The sequence below is a fragment of the Pseudorhodoferax sp. genome (assembly GCF_047601025.1).
Classification (GTDB): domain Bacteria; phylum Pseudomonadota; class Gammaproteobacteria; order Burkholderiales; family Burkholderiaceae_C; genus Pseudorhodoferax.
On sequence record NZ_JASGJZ010000001.1, the window covers coordinates 1 to 23,361 of the forward strand.

The 23,361-nt window shown below is 71.7% G+C and carries 24 protein-coding genes; 19 read left to right on the top strand and 5 right to left on the bottom strand.

The window, feature by feature from the left end:
- Window positions 1-833 (bottom strand): enoyl-CoA hydratase/isomerase family protein (locus QM782_RS00005; protein WP_415200891.1); only part of this gene is annotated, 833 nt, incomplete at its 3' end.
- Between the two features lie 103 nt (window positions 834-936).
- Between QM782_RS00005 and QM782_RS00010 the strand changes: the two genes are divergently transcribed.
- The 11 genes from QM782_RS00010 (at window position 937) to QM782_RS00060 (ending at window position 10,191) form a co-directional block, all read left to right on the top strand.
- Window positions 937-1,866: a LysR family transcriptional regulator gene (locus QM782_RS00010; protein WP_415200892.1), complete on the top strand. Its 930-nt coding sequence runs from the start codon at window positions 937-939 to the stop codon at window positions 1,864-1,866.
- 117 nt (window positions 1,867-1,983) lie between these two features.
- A complete protein-coding gene (locus QM782_RS00015; protein ID WP_415200893.1) occupies window positions 1,984-3,774 on the top strand; it encodes a nitrite/sulfite reductase in 1,791 nt (596 codons plus the stop codon).
- A gap of 23 nt (window positions 3,775-3,797) precedes the next feature.
- Window positions 3,798-4,193 (top strand): DUF934 domain-containing protein, encoded by a 396-nt coding sequence (locus tag QM782_RS00020; protein WP_415200894.1) that lies wholly within the window; start codon window positions 3,798-3,800, stop codon window positions 4,191-4,193.
- A complete protein-coding gene (locus QM782_RS00025) occupies window positions 4,190-4,816 on the top strand; it encodes a phosphoadenosine phosphosulfate reductase family protein (protein WP_415200895.1) in 627 nt (208 codons plus the stop codon). The genes QM782_RS00020 and QM782_RS00025 overlap by 4 nt, the downstream gene beginning before the upstream one ends.
- A 13-nt stretch (window positions 4,817-4,829) precedes the next feature.
- Complete coding sequence (gene cysD / locus QM782_RS00030; protein ID WP_415200896.1) at window positions 4,830-5,795, top strand: sulfate adenylyltransferase subunit CysD; 966 nt, start codon at window positions 4,830-4,832, stop codon at window positions 5,793-5,795.
- Complete coding sequence (locus tag QM782_RS00035) at window positions 5,795-7,126, top strand: sulfate adenylyltransferase subunit 1 (protein WP_415200897.1); 1,332 nt, start codon at window positions 5,795-5,797, stop codon at window positions 7,124-7,126. The genes cysD and QM782_RS00035 overlap by 1 nt, the downstream gene beginning before the upstream one ends.
- A 114-nt stretch (window positions 7,127-7,240) precedes the next feature.
- Window positions 7,241-7,570 (top strand): ferredoxin FdxA, encoded by a 330-nt coding sequence (gene fdxA, locus QM782_RS00040; RefSeq protein ID WP_415200898.1) that lies wholly within the window; start codon window positions 7,241-7,243, stop codon window positions 7,568-7,570.
- A gap of 13 nt (window positions 7,571-7,583) precedes the next feature.
- Window positions 7,584-8,639 carry an NAD(P)/FAD-dependent oxidoreductase gene (locus QM782_RS00045; protein ID WP_415200899.1) on the top strand — a complete coding sequence of 352 codons (1,056 nt, stop codon included), beginning with the start codon at window positions 7,584-7,586 and terminating at the stop codon, window positions 8,637-8,639.
- 73 nt (window positions 8,640-8,712) lie between these two features.
- Window positions 8,713-9,129: an EamA family transporter gene (locus QM782_RS00050; RefSeq protein ID WP_415200900.1), complete on the top strand. Its 417-nt coding sequence runs from the start codon at window positions 8,713-8,715 to the stop codon at window positions 9,127-9,129.
- Window positions 9,130-9,187: 58 nt separating this feature from the next.
- Window positions 9,188-9,850, top strand: coding sequence for a phosphatase PAP2 family protein (locus QM782_RS00055; protein ID WP_415200901.1), 663 nt, complete (start codon window positions 9,188-9,190; stop codon window positions 9,848-9,850).
- A complete protein-coding gene (locus QM782_RS00060) occupies window positions 9,832-10,191 on the top strand; it encodes a diacylglycerol kinase (protein WP_415200902.1) in 360 nt (119 codons plus the stop codon). Before QM782_RS00055 ends, QM782_RS00060 begins: the two co-directional genes overlap by 19 nt.
- A gap of 229 nt (window positions 10,192-10,420) precedes the next feature.
- Here the strand turns inward: QM782_RS00060 and QM782_RS00065 are convergent, their stop codons facing one another.
- Window positions 10,421-11,317, bottom strand: a complete 897-nt coding sequence (locus QM782_RS00065) for a LysR family transcriptional regulator (protein WP_415200903.1) — start codon at window positions 11,315-11,317, stop codon at window positions 10,421-10,423.
- A gap of 149 nt (window positions 11,318-11,466) precedes the next feature.
- On the opposite strand from QM782_RS00065, the gene QM782_RS00070 reads away from it, so the two are divergent.
- Window positions 11,467-12,441 carry a Bug family tripartite tricarboxylate transporter substrate binding protein gene (locus QM782_RS00070; protein ID WP_415200904.1) on the top strand — a complete coding sequence of 325 codons (975 nt, stop codon included), beginning with the start codon at window positions 11,467-11,469 and terminating at the stop codon, window positions 12,439-12,441.
- A 6-nt stretch (window positions 12,442-12,447) separates the two neighbouring features.
- Complete coding sequence (locus QM782_RS00075) at window positions 12,448-13,704, top strand: CaiB/BaiF CoA transferase family protein (RefSeq protein WP_415200905.1); 1,257 nt, start codon at window positions 12,448-12,450, stop codon at window positions 13,702-13,704.
- A 137-nt stretch (window positions 13,705-13,841) separates the two neighbouring features.
- Here QM782_RS00075 and QM782_RS00080 read toward each other — a convergent pair whose 3' ends face one another.
- Window positions 13,842-14,120 (bottom strand): hypothetical protein, encoded by a 279-nt coding sequence (locus tag QM782_RS00080; protein ID WP_415200906.1) that lies wholly within the window; start codon window positions 14,118-14,120, stop codon window positions 13,842-13,844.
- 218 nt (window positions 14,121-14,338) lie between these two features.
- Here QM782_RS00080 and QM782_RS00085 point away from each other — a divergent pair, with 218 nt between their 5' ends.
- The 6 genes from QM782_RS00085 to QM782_RS00110 all read left to right on the top strand — a co-directional run bounded on the left by QM782_RS00085 (window position 14,339) and on the right by QM782_RS00110 (window position 20,718).
- Window positions 14,339-14,917: a DUF2760 domain-containing protein gene (locus tag QM782_RS00085; RefSeq protein WP_415200907.1), complete on the top strand. Its 579-nt coding sequence runs from the start codon at window positions 14,339-14,341 to the stop codon at window positions 14,915-14,917.
- Window positions 14,914-16,755, top strand: a complete 1,842-nt coding sequence (locus QM782_RS00090) for an Hsp70 family protein (protein WP_415200908.1) — start codon at window positions 14,914-14,916, stop codon at window positions 16,753-16,755. Before QM782_RS00085 ends, QM782_RS00090 begins: the two co-directional genes overlap by 4 nt.
- A 15-nt stretch (window positions 16,756-16,770) precedes the next feature.
- Window positions 16,771-17,037, top strand: a complete 267-nt coding sequence (locus QM782_RS00095; RefSeq protein WP_415205553.1) for a restriction endonuclease — start codon at window positions 16,771-16,773, stop codon at window positions 17,035-17,037.
- Between the two features lie 254 nt (window positions 17,038-17,291).
- Window positions 17,292-17,618 (top strand): type II toxin-antitoxin system RelE/ParE family toxin, encoded by a 327-nt coding sequence (locus QM782_RS00100; RefSeq protein ID WP_415200909.1) that lies wholly within the window; start codon window positions 17,292-17,294, stop codon window positions 17,616-17,618.
- Complete coding sequence (locus QM782_RS00105; protein WP_415200910.1) at window positions 17,611-17,928, top strand: helix-turn-helix domain-containing protein; 318 nt, start codon at window positions 17,611-17,613, stop codon at window positions 17,926-17,928. Before QM782_RS00100 ends, QM782_RS00105 begins: the two co-directional genes overlap by 8 nt.
- A 57-nt stretch (window positions 17,929-17,985) precedes the next feature.
- Complete coding sequence (locus tag QM782_RS00110) at window positions 17,986-20,718, top strand: Hsp70 family protein (RefSeq protein WP_415200911.1); 2,733 nt, start codon at window positions 17,986-17,988, stop codon at window positions 20,716-20,718.
- Between the two features lie 25 nt (window positions 20,719-20,743).
- On the opposite strand, the gene QM782_RS00115 is transcribed toward QM782_RS00110, so the two are convergent.
- Both QM782_RS00115 and QM782_RS00120 read right to left on the bottom strand, forming a co-directional pair.
- On the bottom strand, window positions 20,744-22,537 hold the full coding sequence (locus QM782_RS00115; protein WP_415200912.1) for an ATP-binding protein: 1,794 nt from the start codon (window positions 22,535-22,537) through the stop codon (window positions 20,744-20,746).
- 5 nt (window positions 22,538-22,542) lie between these two features.
- Entirely contained in the window at window positions 22,543-23,226 is a 684-nt protein-coding gene (locus QM782_RS00120) for a response regulator (protein WP_415200913.1), read from the bottom strand.
- Between the last annotated feature and the right edge of the window lie 135 nt (window positions 23,227-23,361).

A 23,361-nucleotide genomic window follows, 5' to 3' on the forward strand; every position in this document is an offset into this window, starting at 1 on the left:
TGGATCAGCCCGGCACGCTGCGGGCTGTCGATGCAGGCCCGGAACGCCTCGCGCTCCAGCTGCACGGCCTCCTCGAAGGACTTGTCCAGCGTCACCTGCACGGCCTCGACGATCTTCATCGGCGAGAACAGGTGGGCCGACTTTCTGGCGATCTCGGCCCGCGCGGCGTCGATCGCCGCCTGCGCGGCGGCGCGGTCGGCCAGCCCTTGCGCATCGCGGGTGCGGCGCACCCCGGCGCCCCGGGCCAGCAGTTCCTCGGCATAGGCCAGGCCGGCGGCGCGGGCGTCCTCGCCCTCGGCGACGCGGTCCACCAGGCCGAGCGACACGGCCTCCCCGGCCTTGACGTGGCGGCCGCTGAGCATCAGGTCGAGCGCGGCCTGGGCACCGACCAGGCGCGGCGCACGCACCGTGCCGCCGGCGCCGGGCATCAGTCCCAGCTGCACCTCGGGCAGGCCGAACTTGGCATCGGGCAGCGCCACGCGGTAGTGGGCGGCCAGCGCGATCTCCAGGCCACCGCCCAGCGCGGCGCCGCGGATGGCCGCGACCACCGGCTTGCCGCAGTCCTCGATGCGGTTGCAGACCTCGGGCAGCGAGGGCGGCTGCAGCGGCTTGCCGAACTCGCGGATGTCGGCGCCTGCCAGGAAGTTGGCGCCTTCGCCGACGATCAGGATGGCCTGCACGCCGGCGTCGGCGTCGGCCGCCTCCACCGCCTCCTTCAGTTCCCGGCGCACGGCCGTGGAAATGGCGTTGACCGGGGGATTGGCAAGGGTGATGCACAGCACCTCACCGTGGCGGGTCGTATTGGCAACACGTGCATTCACGTCTTCGACCATGGGTCCGTCTCCTGAAGTCCGAATGTGGCCGGCATTCTCAGAAAAACATGGTTTTCATACAATGCCTGGCATATTTGACAGACTGTTGAATATCATTGGACAAATGGATCTGCAGTCCTTGGCCTTGTTCGCGGAAATCGTCGATTGCGGCAGCCTCAGCGATGCCGGGCGCAAGTTCAGGATGAGCCGGGCCAACGTCAGCTACCACCTGTCCCGGCTGGAGAAGTCGGTCGGCGTGCAGCTGCTGCGGCGCACCACGCGCCGCGTCGAGCCGACCGAGATCGGCCTGAAGATCTACCAGCACGCGCGCAACATCCAGGACGAGATGCTGGCCGTGCGCGAGACGGTCGCCTCCCTGGGACAGGAGCTGCAGGGCCGCGTCGGGCTCAGCGTGCCCAGCGGCTATGGCGAGATGGTCATGGGCGACTGGCTGATCGACTTCAAGCGGCTGTACCCCGGCATCGTCCTGGACGTGCTGTTCGAGAACCGCGCGGACAACCTGCGGGACGACGTGGACATCTCCATCCGCGTGATCGAGCAGGCCCCGCCCTCCCTGGTGGCCCGCAGCCTGGGAGAGGTGCGCTACCTCGCCTGCGCCGCGCGCGCCTACGCGGACGTCCACAGGCTGCCGTCCACGCTGCCCGAACTGCGCATCGCGCCGGTGATCACCTCCGGCGTCGTGGGCCGCCAGCTGCGGCTGTCGGCCTACCGGGGGTCGGAGCGGCACGAGGTCATGCTCGAACCGGTGCTGGTCTCGGAGCATTTCCCGTTCCTGCGCAAAGGCATCCTGGCGGGGCTCGGGGTCGGGCTCGTCCCCGACTACGTGGTGCTGGACAAGGTCGCCACGGGAGAGATCGTGACCACGCTGACGGACTATCGGCTCAGCATCTTCGGCACCCACATGTACCTGCTGTACATGCCCAACCGCCATCAGACCCGCGCCGTGCGGACCTGCATCGAATACCTGCTGCGCAAGGCCCACGCAGGCCCGGGAGGCGCTCCGGCCAAGCTGTCGCCGACCATTTGCTTATAACCAACCAAGCATAGCGGCAGAACGAACAAATCGTTTGGTTCTATGGAGGTGGCCGGTACAGTTCGGGTTTCCACCGAATCCGGCCGGTTCGCGCGCAACCGGCCCCTGCCGACCACGATGTACCAATACACCGACTTCGACCGCGAATTCGTCAAGCTCCGCGCCCAGCAGTTCCGAGACCAGCTCGAGCGCTGGCAGCGCGGCGAGCTGACCGACGAGCAGCTCCTGCCCCTGCGCCTGCAGAACGGCTGGTACATCCAGCGCTACGCGCCCATGGCCCGCATCGCCGTGCCCTATGGCGAGATCAGCAGCACCCAGCTGCGCATGCTGGCCCACATCGCCCGCGACTACGACCGGCCCGAGCCCGAGCTGCTGGCCCACGCCCAGGCCACGCAGGACCAGCTGCAGGCCGCCCAGCCGGGCCTGACGCTGGCCGCGGCGCCGCTCCAGTACGGCTACGGCCACTTCACCACGCGCACCAACGTGCAGTTCAACTGGATCCCCATCACCAAGGCCGCCGACGTGATGGACCTGCTGGCCAGCGTGCACATGCACGGCATCCAGACCAGCGGCAACACCATCCGCAACATCACCTGCGAGGCCTACGCGGGCATCGCCGAGGACGAGATCGTCGACACGCGCCCCTTCGCGGAGATCCTGCGCCAGTGGAGCACGCTGCACCCCGAGTTCGCCTTCCTGCCGCGCAAGTTCAAGATCGCCTTCAACGGCGCCGCCGAGGACCGCGCCGCCACCGGCTGGTACGACATCGGCCTGCAGGCGCTGCGGAACGACGCGGGCGACGTGGGCTTCACCGTCAAGGTCGGCGGCGGCATGGGCCGCACGCCGGTCATCGGCACCGCGGTGCGCGAGTTCCTGCCCTGGAACCAGTTGCTCAACTACATCGAGGCCGTGATCCGCGTTTACAACGGCTACGGCCGCCGCGACAACAAGTGGAAGGCGCGCATCAAGATCCTCGTGAAGGCCGAGGGCCAGAAGTTCATCGACGCGGTCGAGGCCGAGTACCAGGCCATCGTCTCGCAGGACGGCGCCCCGCACACCATCACCCAGGCCGAGCTGGACCGCGTGGCCGCCAACTTCGTGGTGCCCGAGCTCCGGCCCGCCGGCCTGCCCTCCAGCGTCGACACGCAAGGCCAGCTCTACCAGCGCTGGCTGCAGCAGAACGTGCGCGGCCACCGCCTGCCCGGCATGAAGGCTGTCACGCTGTCGTTCAAGCGCGTGGGCTTCGCGCCCGGCGATGCCGACGCGGACACCATCGACGCCCTGGCCCAGCTGGCCGACCGGTTCAGCGCCGGCGAGGCGCGCCTGACGCACGAGCAGAACCTGATGCTGCCCTGGGTGTTCGAGTCCGACCTGCCCGCGCTGTACGAAGCCGCGCGCGCCCTGGGCCTGGCCCAGCCCAACATCGGCCTCTTGACCGACATGATCGCCTGCCCCGGCGGCGACTTCTGCTCGCTCGCGAACGCCCGCTCGCTGCCGATCGCGGCCGCCATCACCGAGCGCTACCAGGACCTGGACGAGGTGTTCGACCTCGGCCCCATCGACCTGCACATGAGCGGCTGCATCAACTCCTGCGGCCACCACCACAGCGGCCACATCGGCATCCTGGGCGTCGACAAGGACGGCAAGGAGTGGTACCAGATCACGCTGGGCGGCGCCGACGGCACCGACCTCTCGGGCCCGGCCATCCCCGGCAAGGTGGTCGGCCCCTCGTTCTCGGCCGCCGAAGTGCCCGACGTGATCGAGGCCGTGCTCGGCGTCTACCGCGAGCAGCGCAAGAGCGGCGAGTTCTTCATCGACACGCTGCGCCGCGTGGGCCAGGACCCGTTCAAGGCCGCCGCCAACGCCGCGCGCCACCCCAAGCAGGCCGAAGAAGCCGTCGCCGAATAAAGCCTCTCACGATCCGAAGAACCATGAAAATCATCGCTGCCGGCGCCGCTCCTGAAAGCGCTGGAACCGAAAAAGTCCTGCAGATCGCCAACGACGCCGAGCTGGCCGAGATCGCCGCCGGCGGCGCGCTGCACGGCGTGGAGCGCATCGAGCTGAACTTCCCCAAGTTCACCGACGGCCGCGCCTTCAGCCAGGCCGTGCTGCTGCGCCGCCGCTACGGCTTCACCGGCGACATCCGCGCCACGGGCGACGTGCTGATCGACCAACTCGTGCAGATGCACCGCAGCGGCTTCACCAGCGCCGTGCTGGCCGAGGGCCAGAACCTGGCCGCCGCCGAGCGCCAGTTCGCGCGCTACCGCGCCTTCTACCAGGGCGACGTGCTGGAGCCGCGCCCCCTGTTCGCACGGGAGGCCGCATGAACCCCGCCCTGGACCTTGCCCGCGTCAACACCGACCTGGGCCGCGACGCCCCCGGCCTGGTGCAGTGGGCCCTGGGCCTGCACCAGCCCGCCATCGTCACCACCAACTTCCGCCCGTTCGAGGCGGTGATCCTGCACCTGGTCACCCAGGTGCAGCCCGACGTGCCCGTCGTCTGGATGGACAACGGCTACAACACCGAGGCCACCTACCGCTACGCCGACGAGGTGACCAAGCAACTGAAGCTGAACCTGCGCATCTACCTGCCGCTGCGCTCGCGCGCGCACCGCGAGGCGGTGGACGGCCCGGTGCCCGCGCTGGACGACCCGCGCCATGCCGCCTTCACCGAGGAAGTGAAGCTGGAGCCCTTCGCCCGCGCCCTGCGCGAGACCGCGCCCAAGGTCTGGTTCACCGCGCTGCGCGCCACCGACAGCGCCGTGCGCGCCCAGATGGACCCGGTGAGCATCAACCCCGACGGCCTGATCAAGGTCGCGCCGCTGCTGCACTGGTCGTCCAAGGACCTGTACGAGTACTGCGAACAGCACCGCCTGCCCAACAACTTCGACTACGTGGACCCGACCAAGGGTGAAGAGCAGCGCGAGTGCGGGCTGCACCTGGCCCATTGAACCGAGCATGCCCATGAACGCACGAACCGAACCCCATCTGATCCAGTCCGCCCTGAGCCAGGCGGCCGAGCACCACCACCACCTGAGCACCACCCACCTCGACGCGCTGGAAGAGGAGGCCATCTTCGTGCTGCGCGAAGTGGCGGCCGCGTTCGAGCGCCCGGCGCTGCTGTTCTCCGGCGGCAAGGACTCGCTGGTGCTGCTCAAGTGCGCCGAGAAGGCCTTCGGCGCCGGCCGCATCCCGTATCCGCTGCTGATGATCGACACCGGCCACAACTTCCACGAAGTGACCGACTTCCGCGACCTGCGCGCCAGGGAGCTGGGCGCCGAGCTGATCGTGCGCAGCGTGGAGGACTCGATGCGCCGCGGCACCGTGCGGCTGGCGCATCCGGGCGAGTCGCGCAACGCGCACCAGTCCGTCACGCTGCTGGAGGCGATCGAGGAATTCCGCTTCGACGCGCTGATCGGCGGCGCCCGCCGCGACGAGGAGAAGGCCCGCGCCAAGGAGCGCATCTTCTCGCACCGCGACAGCTTCGGCCAATGGCAGCCCAAGGCCCAGCGCCCCGAGCTGTGGACGCTGTTCAACACCCGGCACGCGCCGGGCGAGCATTTCCGCGTGTTCCCGATCTCCAACTGGACCGAGCGCGACGTGTGGCAGTACATCGCCCGCGAGGACATCGCCCTGCCCTCGCTGTACTACAGCCACGAGCGGCTGGTGGTGGAGCGCCGCGGCCTGCTGGTGCCGGTGACCGAGCTCACCCCGCTGAAGGAAGGCGAGACCGCTGAGCGCCGCCAGGTGCGTTTCCGCACCGTGGGCGACATCACCTGTACCTGCCCGGTCGAGAGCCTGGCCGCCACGCCGGACGAGATCGTCGTGGAGACGCTGCTGTCCGACGTCAGCGAGCGCGGCGCCACGCGCATGGACGACAAGACCTCCGACGCCTCGATGGAAAAGCGCAAGAAGGATGGGTATTTCTGATGACCGCCACGCTTGAACAGACCGCGGCCCCCGCCGCCAACGACGCCGCGCCCACCGCGGCCCTGCGCTTCATCACCTGCGGCTCGGTCGACGACGGCAAGAGCACGCTGATCGGCCGGCTGCTGGTGGACAGCAAGGCCGTGCTCTCGGACCAGTTGGCCGGCGTGCAGCGCCAGGGCCAGGACGGCCGCGAGACCGACCTCGCGCTGCTGACCGACGGCCTGTCGGCCGAGCGCGAACAGGGCATCACGATCGACGTGGCCTACCGCTATTTCTCCAGCGACCGGCGCAAGTTCATCATCGGCGACACGCCGGGCCACGAGCAGTACACGCGCAACATGGTCACGGCCGCCTCCAGCGCCGACGCCGCCGTGCTGCTGGTCGACGCGACCAAGCTGCAGTGGCAGGAGCCGGGCTTCCCGCTGCTGGCGCAGACGCGCCGCCATGCGCTGCTGGTGCAGCTGCTGCGCGTGCCGGCCGTCGTGTTCGCGGTCAACAAGCTCGACGCCGTGGCCGACCCGCAGCTGGCCTACACCCGCATCGAGGCCGCGCTGCGCGCCTTCGCACAAGAGGCCGGCATCGCGGTCGAGGCCGTCGTGCCGCTGTCCGCGCTGAAGGGCTGGAACGTGGTGGACCCCGCGCCGGACGCCCAGTGGTGCGGCTACCGCGGCCCGACGCTGCTGCACCTGCTCGAAGGCCTGCCGAACACGCCGGCCGAGACCGGGCTGCCGTTCGCCTTTCCGGTGCAGTGGGTCGAGAAGTTCTCGTCCTCCTCCGACACCAGCCAGGGCCGCCGCGTGTTCTGGGGCCGCGTGGCCACGGGCCAGGCCCGCGCCGGCCAGCGCGTGCGCGTGCTGCCGAGCGGGCAGACCGCGGTGATCGCCCGCGTGCTGAACCACGTGCGCAGCGAGCGCGAGGTACCCGCCAGCCACAGCGCCGGCATCGTGCTGGACCGCGAGGTCGACGTCTCGCGCGGCGACTGGCTGCTGGCCGAGAACGACGACGGCAGCGCGCTGCAGCCCGCGCGCGAGCTGTCGGCCACGGTCGCGTGGATGGACGACGAGCCGCTGGTGCCAGGCCGCGCCTACTGGGCGCTGCACGGCCACCGCTGGGTCAAGGCCAAGGTGCGCCGCATCGTGCACCAGATCGACATCCAGACGCTGGAGGAGCACGATGCCACGCAGCTGCCGGCCAACGCCATCGGCGAGGTCGAGCTGGTGCTGCAGGACGCGATCGCCACGCTGCCGTACCGCCAGTCGCGCACGCTGGGCGCGCTGGTGCTGGTCGACCAGGCCTCGCACAAGACCGCCGCGGCGGTGCTGGTGCGCTGATCCGCTGGCCGGTGCGCCCATGGCGGCCGCAGGGCCGTCGCGGGGCACCACGGCGAAACTCCCTAAAATTGCGGGTTTTCCCCAGCGGCCCCGCCCGCACCATCGAACACCACCATGACCCACGTCGTTTCCGAAAACTGTATCCGCTGCAAGTACACCGACTGCGTCGATGTCTGTCCCGTGGACTGCTTCCGGGAAGGCCCGAACATGCTGGTGATCGACCCGGACGAGTGCATCGACTGCGCGGTCTGCATCCCCGAGTGCCCGGCCAACGCCATCTTCGCCGAGGAAGACCTGCCGGCGGACCAGATCGCCTTCATCGAGCTGAACGCCGAGCTGGCCCGCGCCGACGGCTGGAAGAGCATCACCAAGCGCAAGCCCGCGCTGCCCGACGCCGACGAGTGGAACAACAAGCCGGGCAAGCTGGCCGAACTGGTCAAGTGATCCCGGGCCGCGCGTGATCGAGACCGACGCGCTGATCGTCGGCGCCGGCCCGGCCGGCCTGTTCCAGGCGTTCCAGCTCGGGCTGCAGGAGATCCGCGCGCACATCGTCGACGTGCTGCCCCACGTGGGCGGCCAGTGCGCCGCGCTGTACGCCGACAAGCCCATCTACGACATTCCCGGCGTGCCGGCCTGCACCGGCCGCGAACTCGTGGCCGCGCTGCAGCAGCAGGCCGAGCCGTTCGCGCCCGGGCTGCACCTGGGCCAGGAAGTCACCGCCCTGGCCGCCGAGCCCGACGGCCGCTGGCGCCTGGTCACCAGCAGCGGCCAGGCCTTCCTCGCCAGGAGCGTGTTCATCGCCGCCGGCATCGGCGCCTTCGAGCCGCGCCGCCTGCGCATCGACGGGCTGGCGCGCTTCGAGGGCGCGAACCTGCACCACCACCTGCCGGACGCCGCGCTGCTGGCCGGCCGCGCGCTGGCCATCGTCGGCGGCGGCGAGGACGCCGTGGCCGCCGCGCTGCAGGCCGCCCGCGCCGCGGCGCCGCCCTCGTCGATCACGCTGGTGCACCGCAAGGATGCCTTCGAGGCCGACGCGCGCGACCTGGCCGCGCTGCAGGCCCTGCGCGACGCCGGCCGCGTGCAGGTCGCCATCGGCCAGCCGACCGGCTTCGGCGCCGACGGCGACCGGCTCACCCACCTCGTGCTGAGCCATGCCGAGGGCCCGGACACGCGGCTGGCGCTGGACCGGCTGCTGGTCCGCCAGGGCCTGTCGCCGCGCCTGGGCGCGCTGGCCGGCTGGGGCCTGGCCATGGAGCGCAAGCAGCTGGTGGTCGACCCGGCCAGCTGCGCCACCGCCCTGCCCGGCGTCTACGCGGTGGGCGACGTCAACCACTACCCCGGCAAGAAGAAGCTGATCCTGTGCGCCTTCCACGAGGCCACGCTGGCCGCCTACGATGCGGCCGAGCGGCTGCAGACGGCGCGCAAGGTCGTGGTGGAATACACGACCACCTCGACGCGGCTGCACCGGCTGCTGGGGCTGGCCGCGGACGGCGGAACGGCCCCACGCCGCTGAGCCGCGCAGCGCGATGCGCCGGGCGCGCATCCGGCGCCCCCGGCACGGCACGCGGACATGGGAAAGGGTTTCGATGGACTGGAGAATCTATGCCTTGGGATCGGCGTTCTTCGCCGCCCTGACCGCCATCTTCGGGAAGGTCGGCGTGTCCGACCTCAATTCGAACCTGGCGACCTTCATCCGGACCATCGTCGTCCTGCTGGCCAGCGCCGCCCTGATCTCGATGCGCCAGGAATGGGTGCGCCCGGCGAACCTCCCGCTCAAGAGCATTCTCTTCCTCGTGCTCTCCGGCCTGGCGACGGGCCTGTCCTGGCTGTGCTACTACCGCGCGCTGCAGCTGGGGCCGGCGTCGCGCGTGGCACCCATCGACAAGCTCAGCGTCGTGCTCGTCGTCTTCTTCGCGGTCGCGTTCCTCGGCGAGCCGCTGACCTGGAAAACAGGGGTCGGCACCGTGCTGATCGCCAGCGGCGTCCTCCTGATGACGCTGTGAGAACGGGGGCGGCGTGATCCGGATGCACCCCGGCGCCGGCCCGGCACGGCGGCCGTTCGTGAACGGCCAATGGTTCGCCTGGTTCTTCGTGTGCCTTCTGGTCGGCAGCTTCATCATCCTCACGTCCGAGGTGCACGAGGCCCTGGCCGGGGAAAAGGAGCTGATCGGCGCCGTCGACCAGCTGCTGCTGCGGCTCGTCGTCGAGCACCGCACGCGGCTGCTGAACGGCATCGCCATCGACCTCACCGCGCTGGGCTCGGCCACCGGGCTGTCGATCCTGACGCTGTTCCTGTGCGTCTTCTTCCTTCTCCGGCGCAAGCTGCACCTGGCGGTGCACGCGCTGCTGGCGGCAGGCGGCGCGGCGGGGCTGACGGCGGCCCTCAAGTTCTACTTCGAGCGATCACGCCCCGACGCCGCGCTGCGGCTCGTGGACGTGCAGGGGTTCTCCTATCCCAGCGGCCACTCCCTGGCGTCGGCGGCGATCTATTTCACCTGCGCGATCCTGGTCGCCAGGCCGCTGCCAGGGCTCCGGTCCCGGTCCGTCGTATGGGCCTTCTTCCTGGTGCTGATCGGGACCATCGGGCTCACGCGCATCTACCTGGGCGTGCACTTCTTCAGCGACGTCCTCGCGGGCATCATGATCGGCATCGCCTGGGCCGCGCTCCTGGAAATCGGCATGAGTCACCTCGGCGAAAGGCTGCAGTGCAATACAAGAACCTGAGCTTCCGGCAGCGCCTGGGCTTCGCGCTCCAGGGGATCCGGCAGGCGTGGAAAGCAGAGAAGAGCCTGCGGTTCCAGTCCCTGGCGGCATTGGGCCTGTTCGTGTTCTGCGCGGTCGTGCGCCCGCCCCTCGTCTGGTGCGCGCTGTTCGCCGCGATGGCCGCCATGGTCCTCGCGCTCGAACTGGTGAACTCGGCCGTCGAGGCCATCCTCGACCGGCTGCACCCGGAACGCAACGCCTCCATCGGCTTCGCGAAGGACTGCCTCGCCGGCGCGGCGCTGGTCGCGAGCCTGGCATCGGTCCTCGTCTTCGCGCTCTACCTCTGGAGCGCCGTGTTCTGATGTGGCGGCGCCCGCCCCGTGCCCGTGTCGTGCGGGACCGGGCGGCTTCCCTGTCTTCTTCCATGGCGCCACCCGCAACCCACGCAGCCGGGTCGCCGGCAAGCGGTTCGAAGGGCCGCGAAACAGGCCATGCCAGCGGCCGCCGCGGAAGGAGCCTGGCCCGGCCGCAGGCGGCGTCTCTGCAGGGCGTTGGCGCAGCGCGAAGACCGGAGGTGTTCCGGTACGCCAGTCACCCGATGGCCGCGCGATAGGCCGCTTCCACCTTCTGCCGTAGCCACACGTGGCGCATGTCGCGCTGGAAGCGCGCGTGCCAGATCATGCGCGTCGGCAAGGGCTCCAGGTCGAACGGCAGCGGCCGCTGCTCAACGGGGAACAGCGCGGCGAGATGCCGGCCGACCGATGTCGACGCCGTGCACACCAGATCGGTTTCCGCGACCGCGCGCGCGGCGACGAAGTCGTTGGAGACCGACAGCGCCACGCTGCGGTGGATGCCCTTGGCGCGCAGCCGCTCCGCCACCGGGTCCTCGCTGTCGGTCATGCGGTGTATGGCCACATGCCGGGCTTCCATGTAGCCCTGGCGGGTCAGCGGCACGCGGGCCCAGCGGCTCGTGGCCGACACGAGGCCGACGAGGCGGTGCTCGCCCAGTCCCTGCTGGCGCAACGACGCGTCGGCGCCGATGAGGTTGCCCGCCGCGAGGTCCACCTCGCCCTGCTCCAGGGCCGCCAGCAGGCGCGACTGCGGCACCCGCACGCCGCGAATGCTGCAGCCCGGCGCCTCCTCGGCGAAGGCCGCCGCCAGACGCGGCAGCACGATGTATTCGGCCATCTCGGACATGCAGATGATGAATTCGAGATGGGCCGTGCGCGGATCGAAGCCGCCCGGCGGGCGGGAAATGGCGTCGAGATCGCGCATCAGCCGCGACACGGTGGGCTGCAACGCAATGGCGCGCGGCGTGGGCTGCAGCGCATTGCCGCTGCGGACGAACAGCTCGTCGTCGAAATACCGGCGCAGCCTGCGCAGGCTCTGGCTGACCGAAGGCTGGCTCACGCCCAGCACCTTGGCCGCCTTCGACACGGTGCCCGTGTCGAAGATGGCCTTGAGCGCCGCCACCATGGTGAGGTCCACGCGGCCTTCCCGGCGTGCCGCGCCCCGCTGATCCGAGGTCATAAGCGCTGATTATGGCGAACATAGGCCCGGGCGGCTTACCTGGCGCGGCGCGCGTCGGTGTAATCGGCGCTTCCAAGGCGCACGAACCTGCCATCCAGGAGACAGACATGCATTCCAGAAGACGTTTCATCCATGCCGCGGCGCTGGCCGCCATCGGCGGCGGCCTGCCTCCCGCCGCGCTGGCGCAGCCCTACCCTTCCCGGCCGGTGCGCCTGATCGTCCCGGCCTCCGCAGGCACCCAGATCGACGTGGCGGCCCGCTTCATGGCGGAAGCCGTCAGCCGCCGGATGCATGCGTCCATCGTGGTGGAGAACCGCGCCGGCGCGGGCGGCATGCTGGGCGCGGAGCTGGTGGCCCAGGCCGAGCCGGACGGCTACACGCTGCTGGTCGCCGGCATCCCGCTGTACCTGTCGCGCTGGCTGTCCGACGCCAAGGCGGGCTACGACCCGGTCAAGGATTTCGAACCGGTGGCGATGCTGTGCAGCTCGCCGCTGGGCATCGCCGTCGCGGCCGATTCCCCCTACCGGACGCTGGCGGACCTGGTGGGCGCGATGCGGCAGGCGCCCGACCGGATCACCTACTCCTCCGGCGGCGACGGCAGCGCCGCCCACATCTGCGCGGTGATGCTGAACGACATGACGAAGACGGCGGCCAAGCACATTCCCTACAAGGGCAATACGCCCGCGGTCACGGATCTGGCCGGCGGGCGCGTGGACTTCACCTGCCAGGGCGCGGGCGGCATCCTGCCGCTGGTCAAGGCCGGCAAGCTGCGGGCGCTGGCGGTCACCAACGACCAGCGCTGGGACGTGATTCCCGACGTCCCCACGGTCGTCGAGGCGGGCGTGCCGGGCTTCGACCTCACGGGCTGGATCGGCGTGATGGCCCGGGCCGGCACGCCGGCTTCCGTGGTGCAGAAGCTGTCCGATGCATTCGTGCAGGCCGCGGGCACGCCCGAGTTCAAGTCGTTCTGCGACCAGCAGCAGATGTTCGTCCAGGTCCAGGACCACCGGCAGTTCGCGGCCAGCGTGCCGGGCTACGCGGCGCAGCTCAAGCACCTCGCGCTGCTGGCCAGGAAGGGATGAGCGCCGATGCCGGACAGCTTTCCCATCGCCAATCGCGGACCGCTGGAAGGGGTGGTCGTGCTCGACTTCACCACCCAGCTGTCAGGGCCGCTGGCCACCTACCTGCTGGCCAGCATGGGGGCCACGGTGCTCAAGATCGAGGAGCCCGGCGGCGACACGGTGCGCAGCTACGCGCCCTTCGTCAATCCCGACGGCACGCTGAGCATGTGGCAGGAACACCCCGACGCCATGTCGCTGCCGATCCTCAACCGCAGCCGCGGCAAGCACGGCATCACGCTGAACCTGAAGGCGCCCGAGGCGCGCGAGATCTACCGCGCACTGGCCAGCCGCGCCGACGTGGTGATCGAGAACTTCGCCAGCGGCACGGCCGACCGCATCGGCATCGGCTACGAGGCGACGCGCGCCATCAACCCGCGCATCGTCTACTGCTCGCTCAGCGGCTTCGGCTGCGACGGCATGGGGGACCGTAAGGCGTTCGACGTGGTCATCCAGGCGATGAGCGGCATCGCCATGGCCAGCGGCGCCGACGGCGGCCCGCCGGTGCGGGTCGGCATGCCGATCGCGGACATGGTCGCGCCGCTGTTCGCGGTGACCGGCATCACGGCGGCGCTGCACCGGCGCCATGCGACCGGCGCGGGCGAATACGTCGACGTCTCGATGCTCGGCAGCCTGACCGCCTTGCTGGCCGTGGAGGACTGGCAGGCCATGGAACGCGTCGGCACCCCGACGCGCACCGGCAACCACCTGCTGCGCGCGACCCCGTTCGGGCTGTTCGCCTGCCGGGACGGCGACATCGCCATCGGTGCCGGCGCCAGGGACCCCTTCGCCCATGCGCTGTTTCGCCTCATGGGCCAGCCCGGGATGTGCAGCGATCCGCGCTACGCCACGCTGCCCGCGCGCTGCCAGCACCAGCAGGACCTCAACGACCTGGTCGGTACCTGGTGCGCCGGCCGCAGCGCCGACGAGGTCGAGCGCGAACTGCTCGCCGCAGGCATTCCCGCCGCGAAGGTGCGCACGCCGGCCCAGGCGGTGCAGGAGCCGCTGCTCGGCCGGCGCCGCGAGATCATGGACGTCGAACACCCCGACCTGGGCGTCGTGCCGGGGCTGAAGACGATGGGATTGCCGATCCGGTTCCACCAGGCCGAGTACGGCCACGGCGCCGCGGCGCCCCGGCTGGGAGAGCACAACGCCGCCGTCTACGGCCGGTGGCTGGGCATCGACGAGGACACCCTGTCCGCCTGGAAGGCCGCGGGCGTTTTCTGAGCGGAGCGGGTCCGAGCGTCTGGTCGGACGCACCCCTCAAGAGCACGGGTGGCTGGGCCGAAGAGCACCCCGCTTGCACACGCGGGTGCGCCTGGGCCGGCGGCCGCGCCGCAGATGCGGCCTGGCCCGCCTGCCGCCTACCGCTTCTCCAGCCGCTCCGGCTTGCCGAGATGGTGCACCTTGCCCTCGTCGGCGGGCTCGGGCAGCATCTCCGGCGCGGCCGCCGGCCAGGCCAGTGCCCGCGCGGCGTGGATCTCGCGCTCCAGCCGCGCCGCCCGCTGGGCGTACATGTCGGCCAGCGCGGCATGGTGCTCGGCGGCGGCCTGGTGCTCGATGCGCGCCAGGTGCGCTTCGCGCAGCAGGACGTCGGCGCGCCTCAGATGCTCGGCCGGATTGCGGCGCAGGAAATCGAACATAGGCATCTCCTGAAAACGGTCGCCCGATACGGTCGACCAACACGGTCGCCCAAGTGTGCACGCAAAATGGGTCGAGGTGGGGCAGCCGTCCGGCAGGCGTTGCGAATCGGCCGCAGTCTCGCGCTGCATCTGCGTCAAAAGCCCCCAGCCCGCGCTTCCGGGACAATACCCGGCGGCCTGGCGTTCCCCAGGCCGCTTGCCTTGCCGTGCCCCTACCCATGACCGAACCGCAACCCCTTCCCTTCTTCTCCCGCCTGGCCCTGGCCATCGGCACCTTCTTCGCGCTGCTGGGCGACGGCCGGCTGGCCGCGCGCGTGCAGGCGCTGCGCAGCGGCGCCGATGCGCCGGCCGCGCCGCCTGCACCGGTGCCGGCCCCGCCCCCGCCGGTCCCCGCCCCCTCGCCCGTGCGCGAGACCGCCGACGTCGACGCCGCGCTGCAGCTGCTCGGCCTGCTGCAGCGCGAGGCCCGCTTCGTCGACTTCCTGCAGGAGGACATCGCCGCCTACTCGGACGCCGACGTCGGCGGCGCCGCGCGCATGCTGCACGGCGGCGCGCGCAAGGTGCTCCAGGACACCTTCGACCTGCAGCCCATCCGCAGCGAGGCCGAAGGCAGCCGCCTGACGCTGCAGCCGGGCTTCGACGCCGCCAGCGTGCGCGTGACCGGCCACGTGGTCGGCCAGCCGCCGTTCAGCGGCACGCTGCAGCACAAGGGCTGGCGCGCCGCGGCCGTGCGCCTGCCGGCGCTGACCGAGGGCCACGACACGCGCGTGATCGCGCCGGCGGAGGTGGAGCTGTGAGCACGCCCGCACGCTACGCCATCGGCATCGACCTGGGCACCACGCACAGCGCGCTGTCCTGGGTCGACCTGCAGGCTCCCGAAGGGGCCGACGCGCCGCCGCAGATCCTGCCGATCGCCCAGCAGAGCGGCCCCGGCACGGTGCAGGACTACGCGCTGCTGCCCTCCTTCCTGTACCTCCCCCACCCCAGCGAGTTCGCCCCCGGCGACCTGGCCCTGCCCTGGAACCCGGCGCCCGGCCTGATCGCCGGCGAATGGGCGCGCAGCCACGGCGCGCTGACGCCGATCCGGCTGGTGTCCAGCGCCAAGAGCTGGCTCGGCCACGGCGGCGTGGACCGGCGCGCCGGCATCCTGCCGGCCGACGCGCCGCCCGAGGTCGAGCGCATCTCGCCGCTCGCCGCCAGCACGCGCTACCTGCAGCACCTGCGCGACGCCTGGAACCACCGGCATCCGGACGCGCCGTTCGAGCAGCAGCAGGTCACGGTCACGATCCCGGCCTCCTTCGACCCGGCCGCGCGCGAGCTGACGGCCGAGGCCGCCCAGGCCGCCGGCTACCACGGCATCACGCTGCTGGAGGAGCCGCAGGCCGCGCTGTACAGCTGGATCGCCGCCAGCGGCGGCGCCTGGCGCAAGCAGGTGCAGGTCGGCGACGTGATCCTGGTCGTCGACGTGGGCGGCGGCACCAGCGACTTCTCGCTGATCGCCGTGACCGAGGACGCCGGCAACCTGCAGCTGACGCGCGTGGCCGTGGGCGACCACATCCTGCTCGGCGGCGACAACATGGACCTGGCGCTGGCCCACGGCGTGGCCCGCCAGCTGGCGGCCGAGGGCAAGACCCTGGACCCCTGGCAGATGCGCGCGCTGACCTACGCCTGCCGCCTGGCCAAGGAGCAGCTGCTGAGCGACCCGGACCTGCCGAGCGCGCCGCTGGTCGTGCCCAGCCGCGGCTCCAGGCTGATCGGCGGCGCGATCCGCACCGAGCTGCCGCGCGAGCTGCTGGCCACGATCCTGCTGGAAGGCTTCTTCCCGGCCGTGGACAGCGACGCGCGGCCGATGCAGCGCGCGCGCGGCGGCCTCACGCAGATCGGCCTGCCCTATGCGCAGGACGCCGCGGTCACCCGCCACCTGGCCGCGCTGCTGGGCCGGCAGGCCGGCGCCACGGCGCAGCTGCCGGGCTTCGCGCCGCGGGAGGGCGCGCGCTTCCTGCACCCCACGGCCGTGCTGTTCAACGGCGGCGTGTTCAAGTCCGCGCTGCTGGCCGACCGCGTGCTGTCCACGCTGAACGCCTGGCTCGCCGCCGACGGCGCACCCGCCGCGCGGCTGCTGCAGGGCGCCGACATGGACCACGCCGTCGCGCGCGGCGCCGCCTACTACGGCCAGGTGCGCCAGGGCCAGGGCATCCGCATCCGTGGCGGCACGGCCCAGGCCTACTACGTCGGCATCGAGTCCAGCATGCCGGCCGTGCCGGGGCTGGAGCCGCCGGTGCAGGCGCTGTGCGTCGCGCCGTTCGGCATGGAGGAAGGCACGGAAGCCACGCTGCCGCCGCAGCAGCTCGGGCTGGTGGTGGGCGAATCGGTGCACTTCCGCTTCTTCGGCTCCTCGGTGCGGCGCGGGGACCAGGCCGGCACGCTGCTGGACGCCTGGGCGCCCGACGAACTGCAGGAGCTGGCCGGCATCGAGGCCCTGCTCCCCGCCGAAGGCCGCGCCATCGGCGAGGTCGTGCCGGTGCAGTTGCGCGCGCGCGTGACCGAGATCGGCACGCTGGAACTGCTGGCCGAAGCGGCCGGCGGCGGGCAGTGGAAGGTGGAGTTCGACGTGCGCGGGGATACCGTGAACTGAGCAGCCGACAAGGGCATCATCATCACGACCGGCACCTTCACCGCAGATGCACGCCGCACGGCGGATCGCGACGGTGCTCCGCCTATCGAATTCGTCGATGGAGACAAGCTGGTCGAGATGTTTGAGTTCGCAAGCTTGGGCGTGCGTCAACGGGTGGTCTATGAGATCGATCACGCGTTCTTTTCGGCCGCCCCCTGCCAGGCCAGGCGTAAAGGCCATCCCTTTCAAGGCTTTTCCGCTGCGGCGAATGGAGGGGCAACTCCATGCCAGGCTTCGTGGTGAGGACGAGACTCATGGCCCCGCAAACGATGAACATGGCATCGTGCGGCTTGCTGGTCGCAGAAGATGCATCGTGCGCATCAACTGCCTGCACAAGGCCCTACCCAGCCCCTCGGCAAGGCCCTTGAAAGGCGTGAGCACATAAGCACATTCAACCGGCACCGCCGCAAGGCATCGGCAGAGTCTGAAGAGACACGCCCGGCAGTGGTAGGCCGCCGCCATACCGCGCGATGTTCTCAATTTTGCTAACATCCCGCATGCCGTTCGAGATCAGCTACTTCCATGCACGCGTTCTCTCCGAGATCCAGTCATGGCCGGTCGACGTTCTTGCCGACTATGCACGACTGGTCGAGCTTCTGGCGGCGCATGGCCCCAGCCTTCGCTTGCCACATTCCCGCGCCTTCGGTGACGGCCTGTTCGAGTTACGCCCACGCGGTCGTTCCGGCATCGGCCGTGCGCTTTATTGCTTTGCCGTCGACAAGCGCATCGTTGTCCTGCACGCGTTCATCAAGAAATCGCAGCAGACGCCCGACAGTGAATTGAAACTGGCGCGCAAGCGCCTCAAGGAAGTGCAGCATGGCTGACCTGAAATACCAAGCCGTTCGCCACGATCACGCAGCATTCCTGGCCAAGGCCAGGCAACGGCCCGGCTTCGCCGAGGCCTACGATGCGCTGGAACTGGAGTACACGCTGGCCCACCAGATGCTGGCGGCACGCACCAAGGCCGGGCTGACGCAGGACGCGGTCGCCGAGCGGATGGGCACCACCAAGAGCGCGATCTCTCGGCTGGAGGCAGCCGGGCGGCACGCCCCTTCGTTGGCCACGCTGAAGAAGTACGCTGCCGCAGTGGGCTGCGAACTCCAGGTGAAGCTGGTGCCACAGAAGTCGGCATGACGCCGAAGCACGTCGCCAAAGGAGGCGGTCCGCACCCAATGCCCATCGCCGTTCCAAGTGCGCGCTGAATTCCGCATCGGCATCGACCTGGGCACGACCCACACCGTGCTCGCGTTCGCGCCCGTCGAGGGCGGCGACATCCAGGTCTTCCCGATCCCGCAGAGCATCGCGGCCGGCGAGGTCGCGGCGCGGCCGCTGCTGCCCTCGCTGCGCTTCCATCCGGCCGAGGGAGCGCTGGCCGCCGCCGACCTGCTGCTGCCCTGGCCATCGGACGACTGGGGCGTGCTCGGCGCCTTCGCGCGCGAGCTGGGGCAGCAGACGCCGGGCCGCCTGGTGGCCAGCGCCAAGAGCTGGCTGTCGCACCCTACGGTGGACCGCACCGCCGCGATCCTGCCCTGGGGCGCGCCGGACGAGGTGCCCAAGATCTCGCCGCTGGACGCCAGCGCCAGCTACCTGCACCACCTGCGGCTGGCCTGGGACCATGCCCACCCGCAGGCGCCGATGGCCCGGCAGGAGGTCGTGCTGACGGTGCCGGCCTCGTTCGACGAGGGCGCGCGCCAGCTCACGCTGCAGGCGGCGGAACGCGCCGGCCTGCCCGCCGTGCACCTGATCGAGGAGCCGCAGGCGGCGTTCTACGACTGGGTCTGGCACCGCCGCGGCGACCTGGCCCGCCAGCTCGCCGGCACGCGCCGGCTGCTGGTCGTGGACGTGGGCGGCGGCACCACCGACCTGACGCTGATCGACGTCGCGCTGGACGCGCAGGGGCGGCCGCAGCTCGCGCGCACCGGCGTCGGCGACCACCTGGTGCTGGGCGGCGACAACATGGACCTGGCGCTGGCGCGCTGGATCGAGCCGCGGCTGTCCGGCGGCGCCCCCGGCGCCCGGCTCGACGCCATCCAGCTCGCCCAGCTGACGCAGCGCTGCCGCGGCGCCAAGGAGCGGCTGCTGGCGCCCGGCGGCCCGGCCGAGGCCACCGTCACGCTGCAGGGCGGCGGCAGCCGGCTGATCGGCGGCGCGCGCTCGGCCCCCCTCACCCGCGCCGACGTGGACCGGCTGCTGGTCGACGGCTTCTTCCCGCAGGTCGCCGCCGACGCCGTGCCGCAGCGCGCGCGCGGCGCGCTGGTCGAGTTCGGCCTGCCCTACGCCGCCGACGCCGCCATCACGCGCCACGTCGCCGCCTTCCTGCAGCGCCAGGGCGGCCCGCTGCCCGACGCCGTGCTGCTGAACGGCGGCGTGTTCCACGCGGCCGCGCTGCGCGAGCGCCTGCTCGCCACGCTGGACGGCTGGCGCCCCGCCGGCGCGCCGCCGATCCGCCTGCTCGACGGCACGGCGCTCGACGCCGCCGTCGCCCGCGGCGCCGTGGCCTATGCCATGGCCCGCGCCGGCAGCGCGCCGCGCATCCGCAGCGGCGCCGCGCGCGCCTACTACCTGGTGCTGGAAGACAGCCAAGGCATCTGCCTGCTGCCGCACGGCGCGCCCGAGGGCGAGGAGGTGCGGCTGGACAGCCGGCGCTTCAGCCTGCGCCTGGGCCGTCCGGTGCGCTTCAACCTGGCGACCAGCTCGGCCGACCGGCACCACCGGCCCGGCGACCTGGCCGCGCTGGACGACGGCGGCTTCCAACGCCTGCCGCCGATCGCCGCCGTGCTGCACCCCAAGGCCGGCGCCGCCGCCGGCCAGGTGCAGGTGCTGCTCGGCAGCCGCATCACCGAGGTCGGCACGCTGGAAATGCACTGCGTGGCCGCCGACGACCCGCGCCAGCGCTGGAAGCTCGAGTTCCAGCTGCGCGGCAGCGCGCAGGCGCAGGAGGCGGCCGACGCGCCCGTCGTCGCCCACCCGCGCCTGCCGCAGGCGCTGGCCGCGATCGGCCGCGTCTACGGCGACAGGAAGCAGGGCGTGGACGCCAAGGAAGTCCGCCAGTTGCGCGCCGCGCTGGAGCGCCTGCTCGGCGAGCGCGGCACCTGGGACGCGCCGCTGCTGCGCGCACTGTTCGGCGCGCTGCTGCAGGGCGCCCGGCGGCGCCGGCGCACGCTGCAGCACGAGCGCACCTGGTTCAACCTGGCCGGCTGGACGCTGCGCCCCGGCTACGGCGACCCGCTGGACGGCTGGCGCATGGCGCAGATGTGGGAGCTGTTCGGTCCCGGCATCGCGCACAGCCACGACGCCCAGCAATGGTCCGAGTGGTGGACGCTGTGGCGCCGCATCGCCGGCGGGCTCGACGCCGAGCAGCAACAGATGGTCTACGAGGCCGTCGCGTACTACCTGCAGCCGGGCGGCGCCACCGACATCGACAGGCCCGACGGCCCGCCGATGCTGGCGCTGGACGAACTGCTGCGCATAGCCGCGGCCTTCGAGCGCATCGACGTGGCGCACAAGGCGCAGTTCGGCGGCTGGCTGCTGCAGCGCCTGCAGGCCACGCCGGCCGACCCGCAGGCCTGGTGGGCGCTGGGCCGCGTGGGCGCGCGCCAGCCGCAGTACGCCAGCGCCCACCACGTGCTGCCGCCCGCCACCGCGCAGGCCTGGCTGGCGCGCATCGCGCGCGAGCATCCGGACTGGGCGCGCCACGAGCCGGCCGCCTTCGCCGTCGCCCGCATCGCCCAGGCCACCGGCGACCGCGCGCGCGACCTGCCCGAGGCGCTGCGGCTGCAGCTCGCCGACGAGTTGGACGCCGCGCGCGCCGCGCCCAGCTGGGCCGCCATGGTGCGCGAGGTCACGGTGCTGGACGAGGCCGACCAGCGCCGCGTGGCCGGCGACGCGCTGCCGGCCGGGCTGGTGCTGGTCGGCGCGCCGTAGGCATCGCCGGCCCGGCCCGGCGGCATCAGCCCGCCCCGGCCGGCAGGCGGCGGTCGGACGCCAGCAGCGCCTCGTTCACCGCGGTCGCCAGCACCACGTCGGTGACGGGCTTGCGCAGCACCGGCACCGCCATCTGCGCGGCCCGCTCCCGCATGGCGACCGAGGTGTCCGCCGACACGATCACCGCCGCCAGGCCCGGCCGGGATGCGCGCAACCCCTCGATCGCCTGCAGGCCGTCGCGCCCGCCCGGCAGCCGGTAGTCCACCAGCGCGATCTCCGGCTCCAGCCCGTCCAGCAGGCCGAGCGCCTCTTGCAGCGACGCCGCGCAGGCGCACTGGCAGCCGTGTCCGTCCAGCAGGCGCCGGTAGGCGTCCCGCACGGCGGCGTCGTCGTCCAGCACCAGCACCCGCCGCGCGACCAGGGTCGGCAGCACGGCGTGCTGGTCGCCGATCACCGCGCCGTCGCCGTGCTCCAGCGGCAGCCACAGGTGAAAGCGCGTCCCCTGCCCGTCGCCGGACTCCACCTCGTAGCGGATGGACAGCGTCGTCGCGATGCGGCGCACGATGCCCAGGCCCAGCCCGGTCCCCATGACGCGGTCGCGCTGCGGATTGCCCAGCTGCACCAGGTCGTCGAAGATGCGGTAGCGGTCGCCCGGGTCGATGCCCGGCCCGGTGTCGGCCACCGTCAGGCGCACGGCGTCGGCCTCGACGCCGGCGCTCAGGGTGATCCCGCCGGCGGCGGTGAACTTGATCGCGTTGTCGATCAGGTTGGACAGCAACCGGCCCAGCAGGTCCGCGTCGCTCATCACCTGCAGATCCTCGGCGCAGTGCGCCTGCAGCTGCAGTCCCTTGGCGCGCGCCGCCGACTGGAAGCGCGCGCACAGCCCCTCCAGCACGCGCTGCAATGCGAAGCGCCGCATCGTCGGCTTGACCTCGCCGGCGTCCAGCTTGGACACGTCCAGCAGCCCGTCGAGCATCTGCCGCAGCACCTCGATGCTCTGGCGCATGTCGGCGCTGATGGCCTGCGCCTCGCCCGCCAGCGGCAGGCGCGACAGCGCGCCGCTGTTGAGCGACAGGCTCTGCAGCGGCTGCCGCAGGTCGTGGCTCGCCGAGGCGAGGAAGCGGCTCTTGGCCAGGTCGGCCTCCATCGCCGCGTCGCGCGCCTGCGCCAGGCGCTGGCGCTGCTCCGACAGGTCGCGCAGCAACTCCAGGTTCTCCAGCCGCATGCGGTAGGACTCCAGGTACATGCGGTAGTTGATCCTGGCGTAGCGCAGCTGGACGCCGAAGAACATCAGGGCCAGCGTGCCGACGCTCCAGCCGATCCAGGTGCCCGACAGGAACCACATCGCCGCCGTCGGTAGCGCATACGACGCCGCGTAGATGGCGTAGGCGCGCGGCACCATGAACGTGGTCGCCACGGCGCCGGCGCTCCACGACATCAGGATCATCGTCAGCAGCGCGTCGCGCTCCTGGCCCAGCGCCAGCATGAACAGCGCCGACCCGCCGTGCACGATGCCGACCGGCAGCTTGCTGCGCACGGCGCGGCGCAGGCGCTCCTCGGTGGGCAGGTCCGCCTGCACCAGCTGCGGCATGGCGCGGACCTGGATCTCCTTCACCACCACCACCGCGACCAGCCACGCCAGCACGATCGCCCAGTGCACGCCGCCGGTCCAGGCCAGGCCGGAGATCACCAGCCCGGTGGCGACCGTCGGCACGCGCACCCCGGCGCTGAACTCGGCCAGGTCGCGCACCTGCTTGCGCGCGAAGTCGTCCGCCGCCGGCCCCTGCGGCGACCATTCCCCGGCGCGCTGCTGCGGCATGCCCGTCAGCCGCCGAGCGCATCGGCCGCGCGCGCCTGCATCACGCGGCACATGGCGCCCACGCGGTTCTTCACGCCCAGGGCCCGGTACACCATCGACAGGTGGACCTTGACCGTGCCCTCGGCGATGTCCAGCCGGCGCCCGATGCTCTTGTTCGGCAGGCCCTGCAGCGCCAGCGCCAGCACCTCGCGCTGCCGGGCCGACAGCTCGCCCAGCAGGAAGCCCGCCAGGTCCTCGCTGCGCACCTCGTCGGCCTCGCGGTGGCGCACCACGTCCTCGGACAGCACGAACTCCGCCGGCACGTACACCCGCCGGCGCAGCACCAGCCGCAGCGCCGCCGCCATGTCGGCCTCGCCGTAGGACTTGGGGATGAAGCCGGCGGCGCCGGCCTCCAGCACGGCGCGGATGTGCTCGCTGCCGCTCTCGGCCGACAGCATGCAGATGGCGGCGCCCTCGAACGCCTGCTGCATGCGCTGCAGCGCCTGCAGGCCGGCCAGGCCCGGCAGGTGGTAGTCCAGCAGCACCAGGTCGAAGCGCCGGTCCGGCCGCGCGCAGGCGGCGGCCACGTCGCGCTCGGCCGCGAAGAACAGGGCGTCGTCCGGCGCGCCGATGCCGCGGTGCACCTCCTCCAGCAGGCGGCGCGTGCCGTTCCAGATCAGTTCGTGGTCATCCACCAGAAGCACCCGCACGCCAGCCTCCTCCCCGTCCGGCCCGGGCGACGCCGCCGGCGCGCAGGCGAGGCAGGTGCAGCTTAGCCCACGGCCGGCCGGCCGGGAACGGGCGGACGCCTAAACCAAAGCCATAGCCGACGGCGCAGGGCCGCG

Excerpts from the sequence above, each read along its gene's own strand:
- QM782_RS00010 (WP_415200892.1), top strand. The coding sequence starts at position 937 with ATGGATCTGCAGTCCTTGGCCTTGTTCGCGGAAATCGTCGATTGCGGC.
- QM782_RS00015 (WP_415200893.1), top strand. The coding sequence starts at position 1,984 with ATGTACCAATACACCGACTTCGACCGCGAATTCGTCAAGCTCCGCGCC.
- QM782_RS00020 (WP_415200894.1), top strand. The coding sequence starts at position 3,798 with ATGAAAATCATCGCTGCCGGCGCCGCTCCTGAAAGCGCTGGAACCGAA.
- QM782_RS00025 (WP_415200895.1), top strand. The coding sequence starts at position 4,190 with ATGAACCCCGCCCTGGACCTTGCCCGCGTCAACACCGACCTGGGCCGC.
- cysD (WP_415200896.1), top strand. The coding sequence starts at position 4,830 with ATGAACGCACGAACCGAACCCCATCTGATCCAGTCCGCCCTGAGCCAG.
- QM782_RS00035 (WP_415200897.1), top strand. The coding sequence starts at position 5,795 with ATGACCGCCACGCTTGAACAGACCGCGGCCCCCGCCGCCAACGACGCC.
- fdxA (WP_415200898.1), top strand. The coding sequence starts at position 7,241 with ATGACCCACGTCGTTTCCGAAAACTGTATCCGCTGCAAGTACACCGAC.
- QM782_RS00050 (WP_415200900.1), top strand. The coding sequence starts at position 8,713 with ATGGACTGGAGAATCTATGCCTTGGGATCGGCGTTCTTCGCCGCCCTG.
- QM782_RS00070 (WP_415200904.1), top strand. The coding sequence starts at position 11,467 with ATGCATTCCAGAAGACGTTTCATCCATGCCGCGGCGCTGGCCGCCATC.
- QM782_RS00075 (WP_415200905.1), top strand. The coding sequence starts at position 12,448 with ATGCCGGACAGCTTTCCCATCGCCAATCGCGGACCGCTGGAAGGGGTG.
- QM782_RS00080 (WP_415200906.1), bottom strand. The coding sequence starts at position 14,120 with ATGTTCGATTTCCTGCGCCGCAATCCGGCCGAGCATCTGAGGCGCGCC.
- QM782_RS00085 (WP_415200907.1), top strand. The coding sequence starts at position 14,339 with ATGACCGAACCGCAACCCCTTCCCTTCTTCTCCCGCCTGGCCCTGGCC.
- QM782_RS00100 (WP_415200909.1), top strand. The coding sequence starts at position 17,292 with ATGCCGTTCGAGATCAGCTACTTCCATGCACGCGTTCTCTCCGAGATC.
- QM782_RS00105 (WP_415200910.1), top strand. The coding sequence starts at position 17,611 with ATGGCTGACCTGAAATACCAAGCCGTTCGCCACGATCACGCAGCATTC.
- QM782_RS00115 (WP_415200912.1), bottom strand. The coding sequence starts at position 22,537 with ATGCCGCAGCAGCGCGCCGGGGAATGGTCGCCGCAGGGGCCGGCGGCG.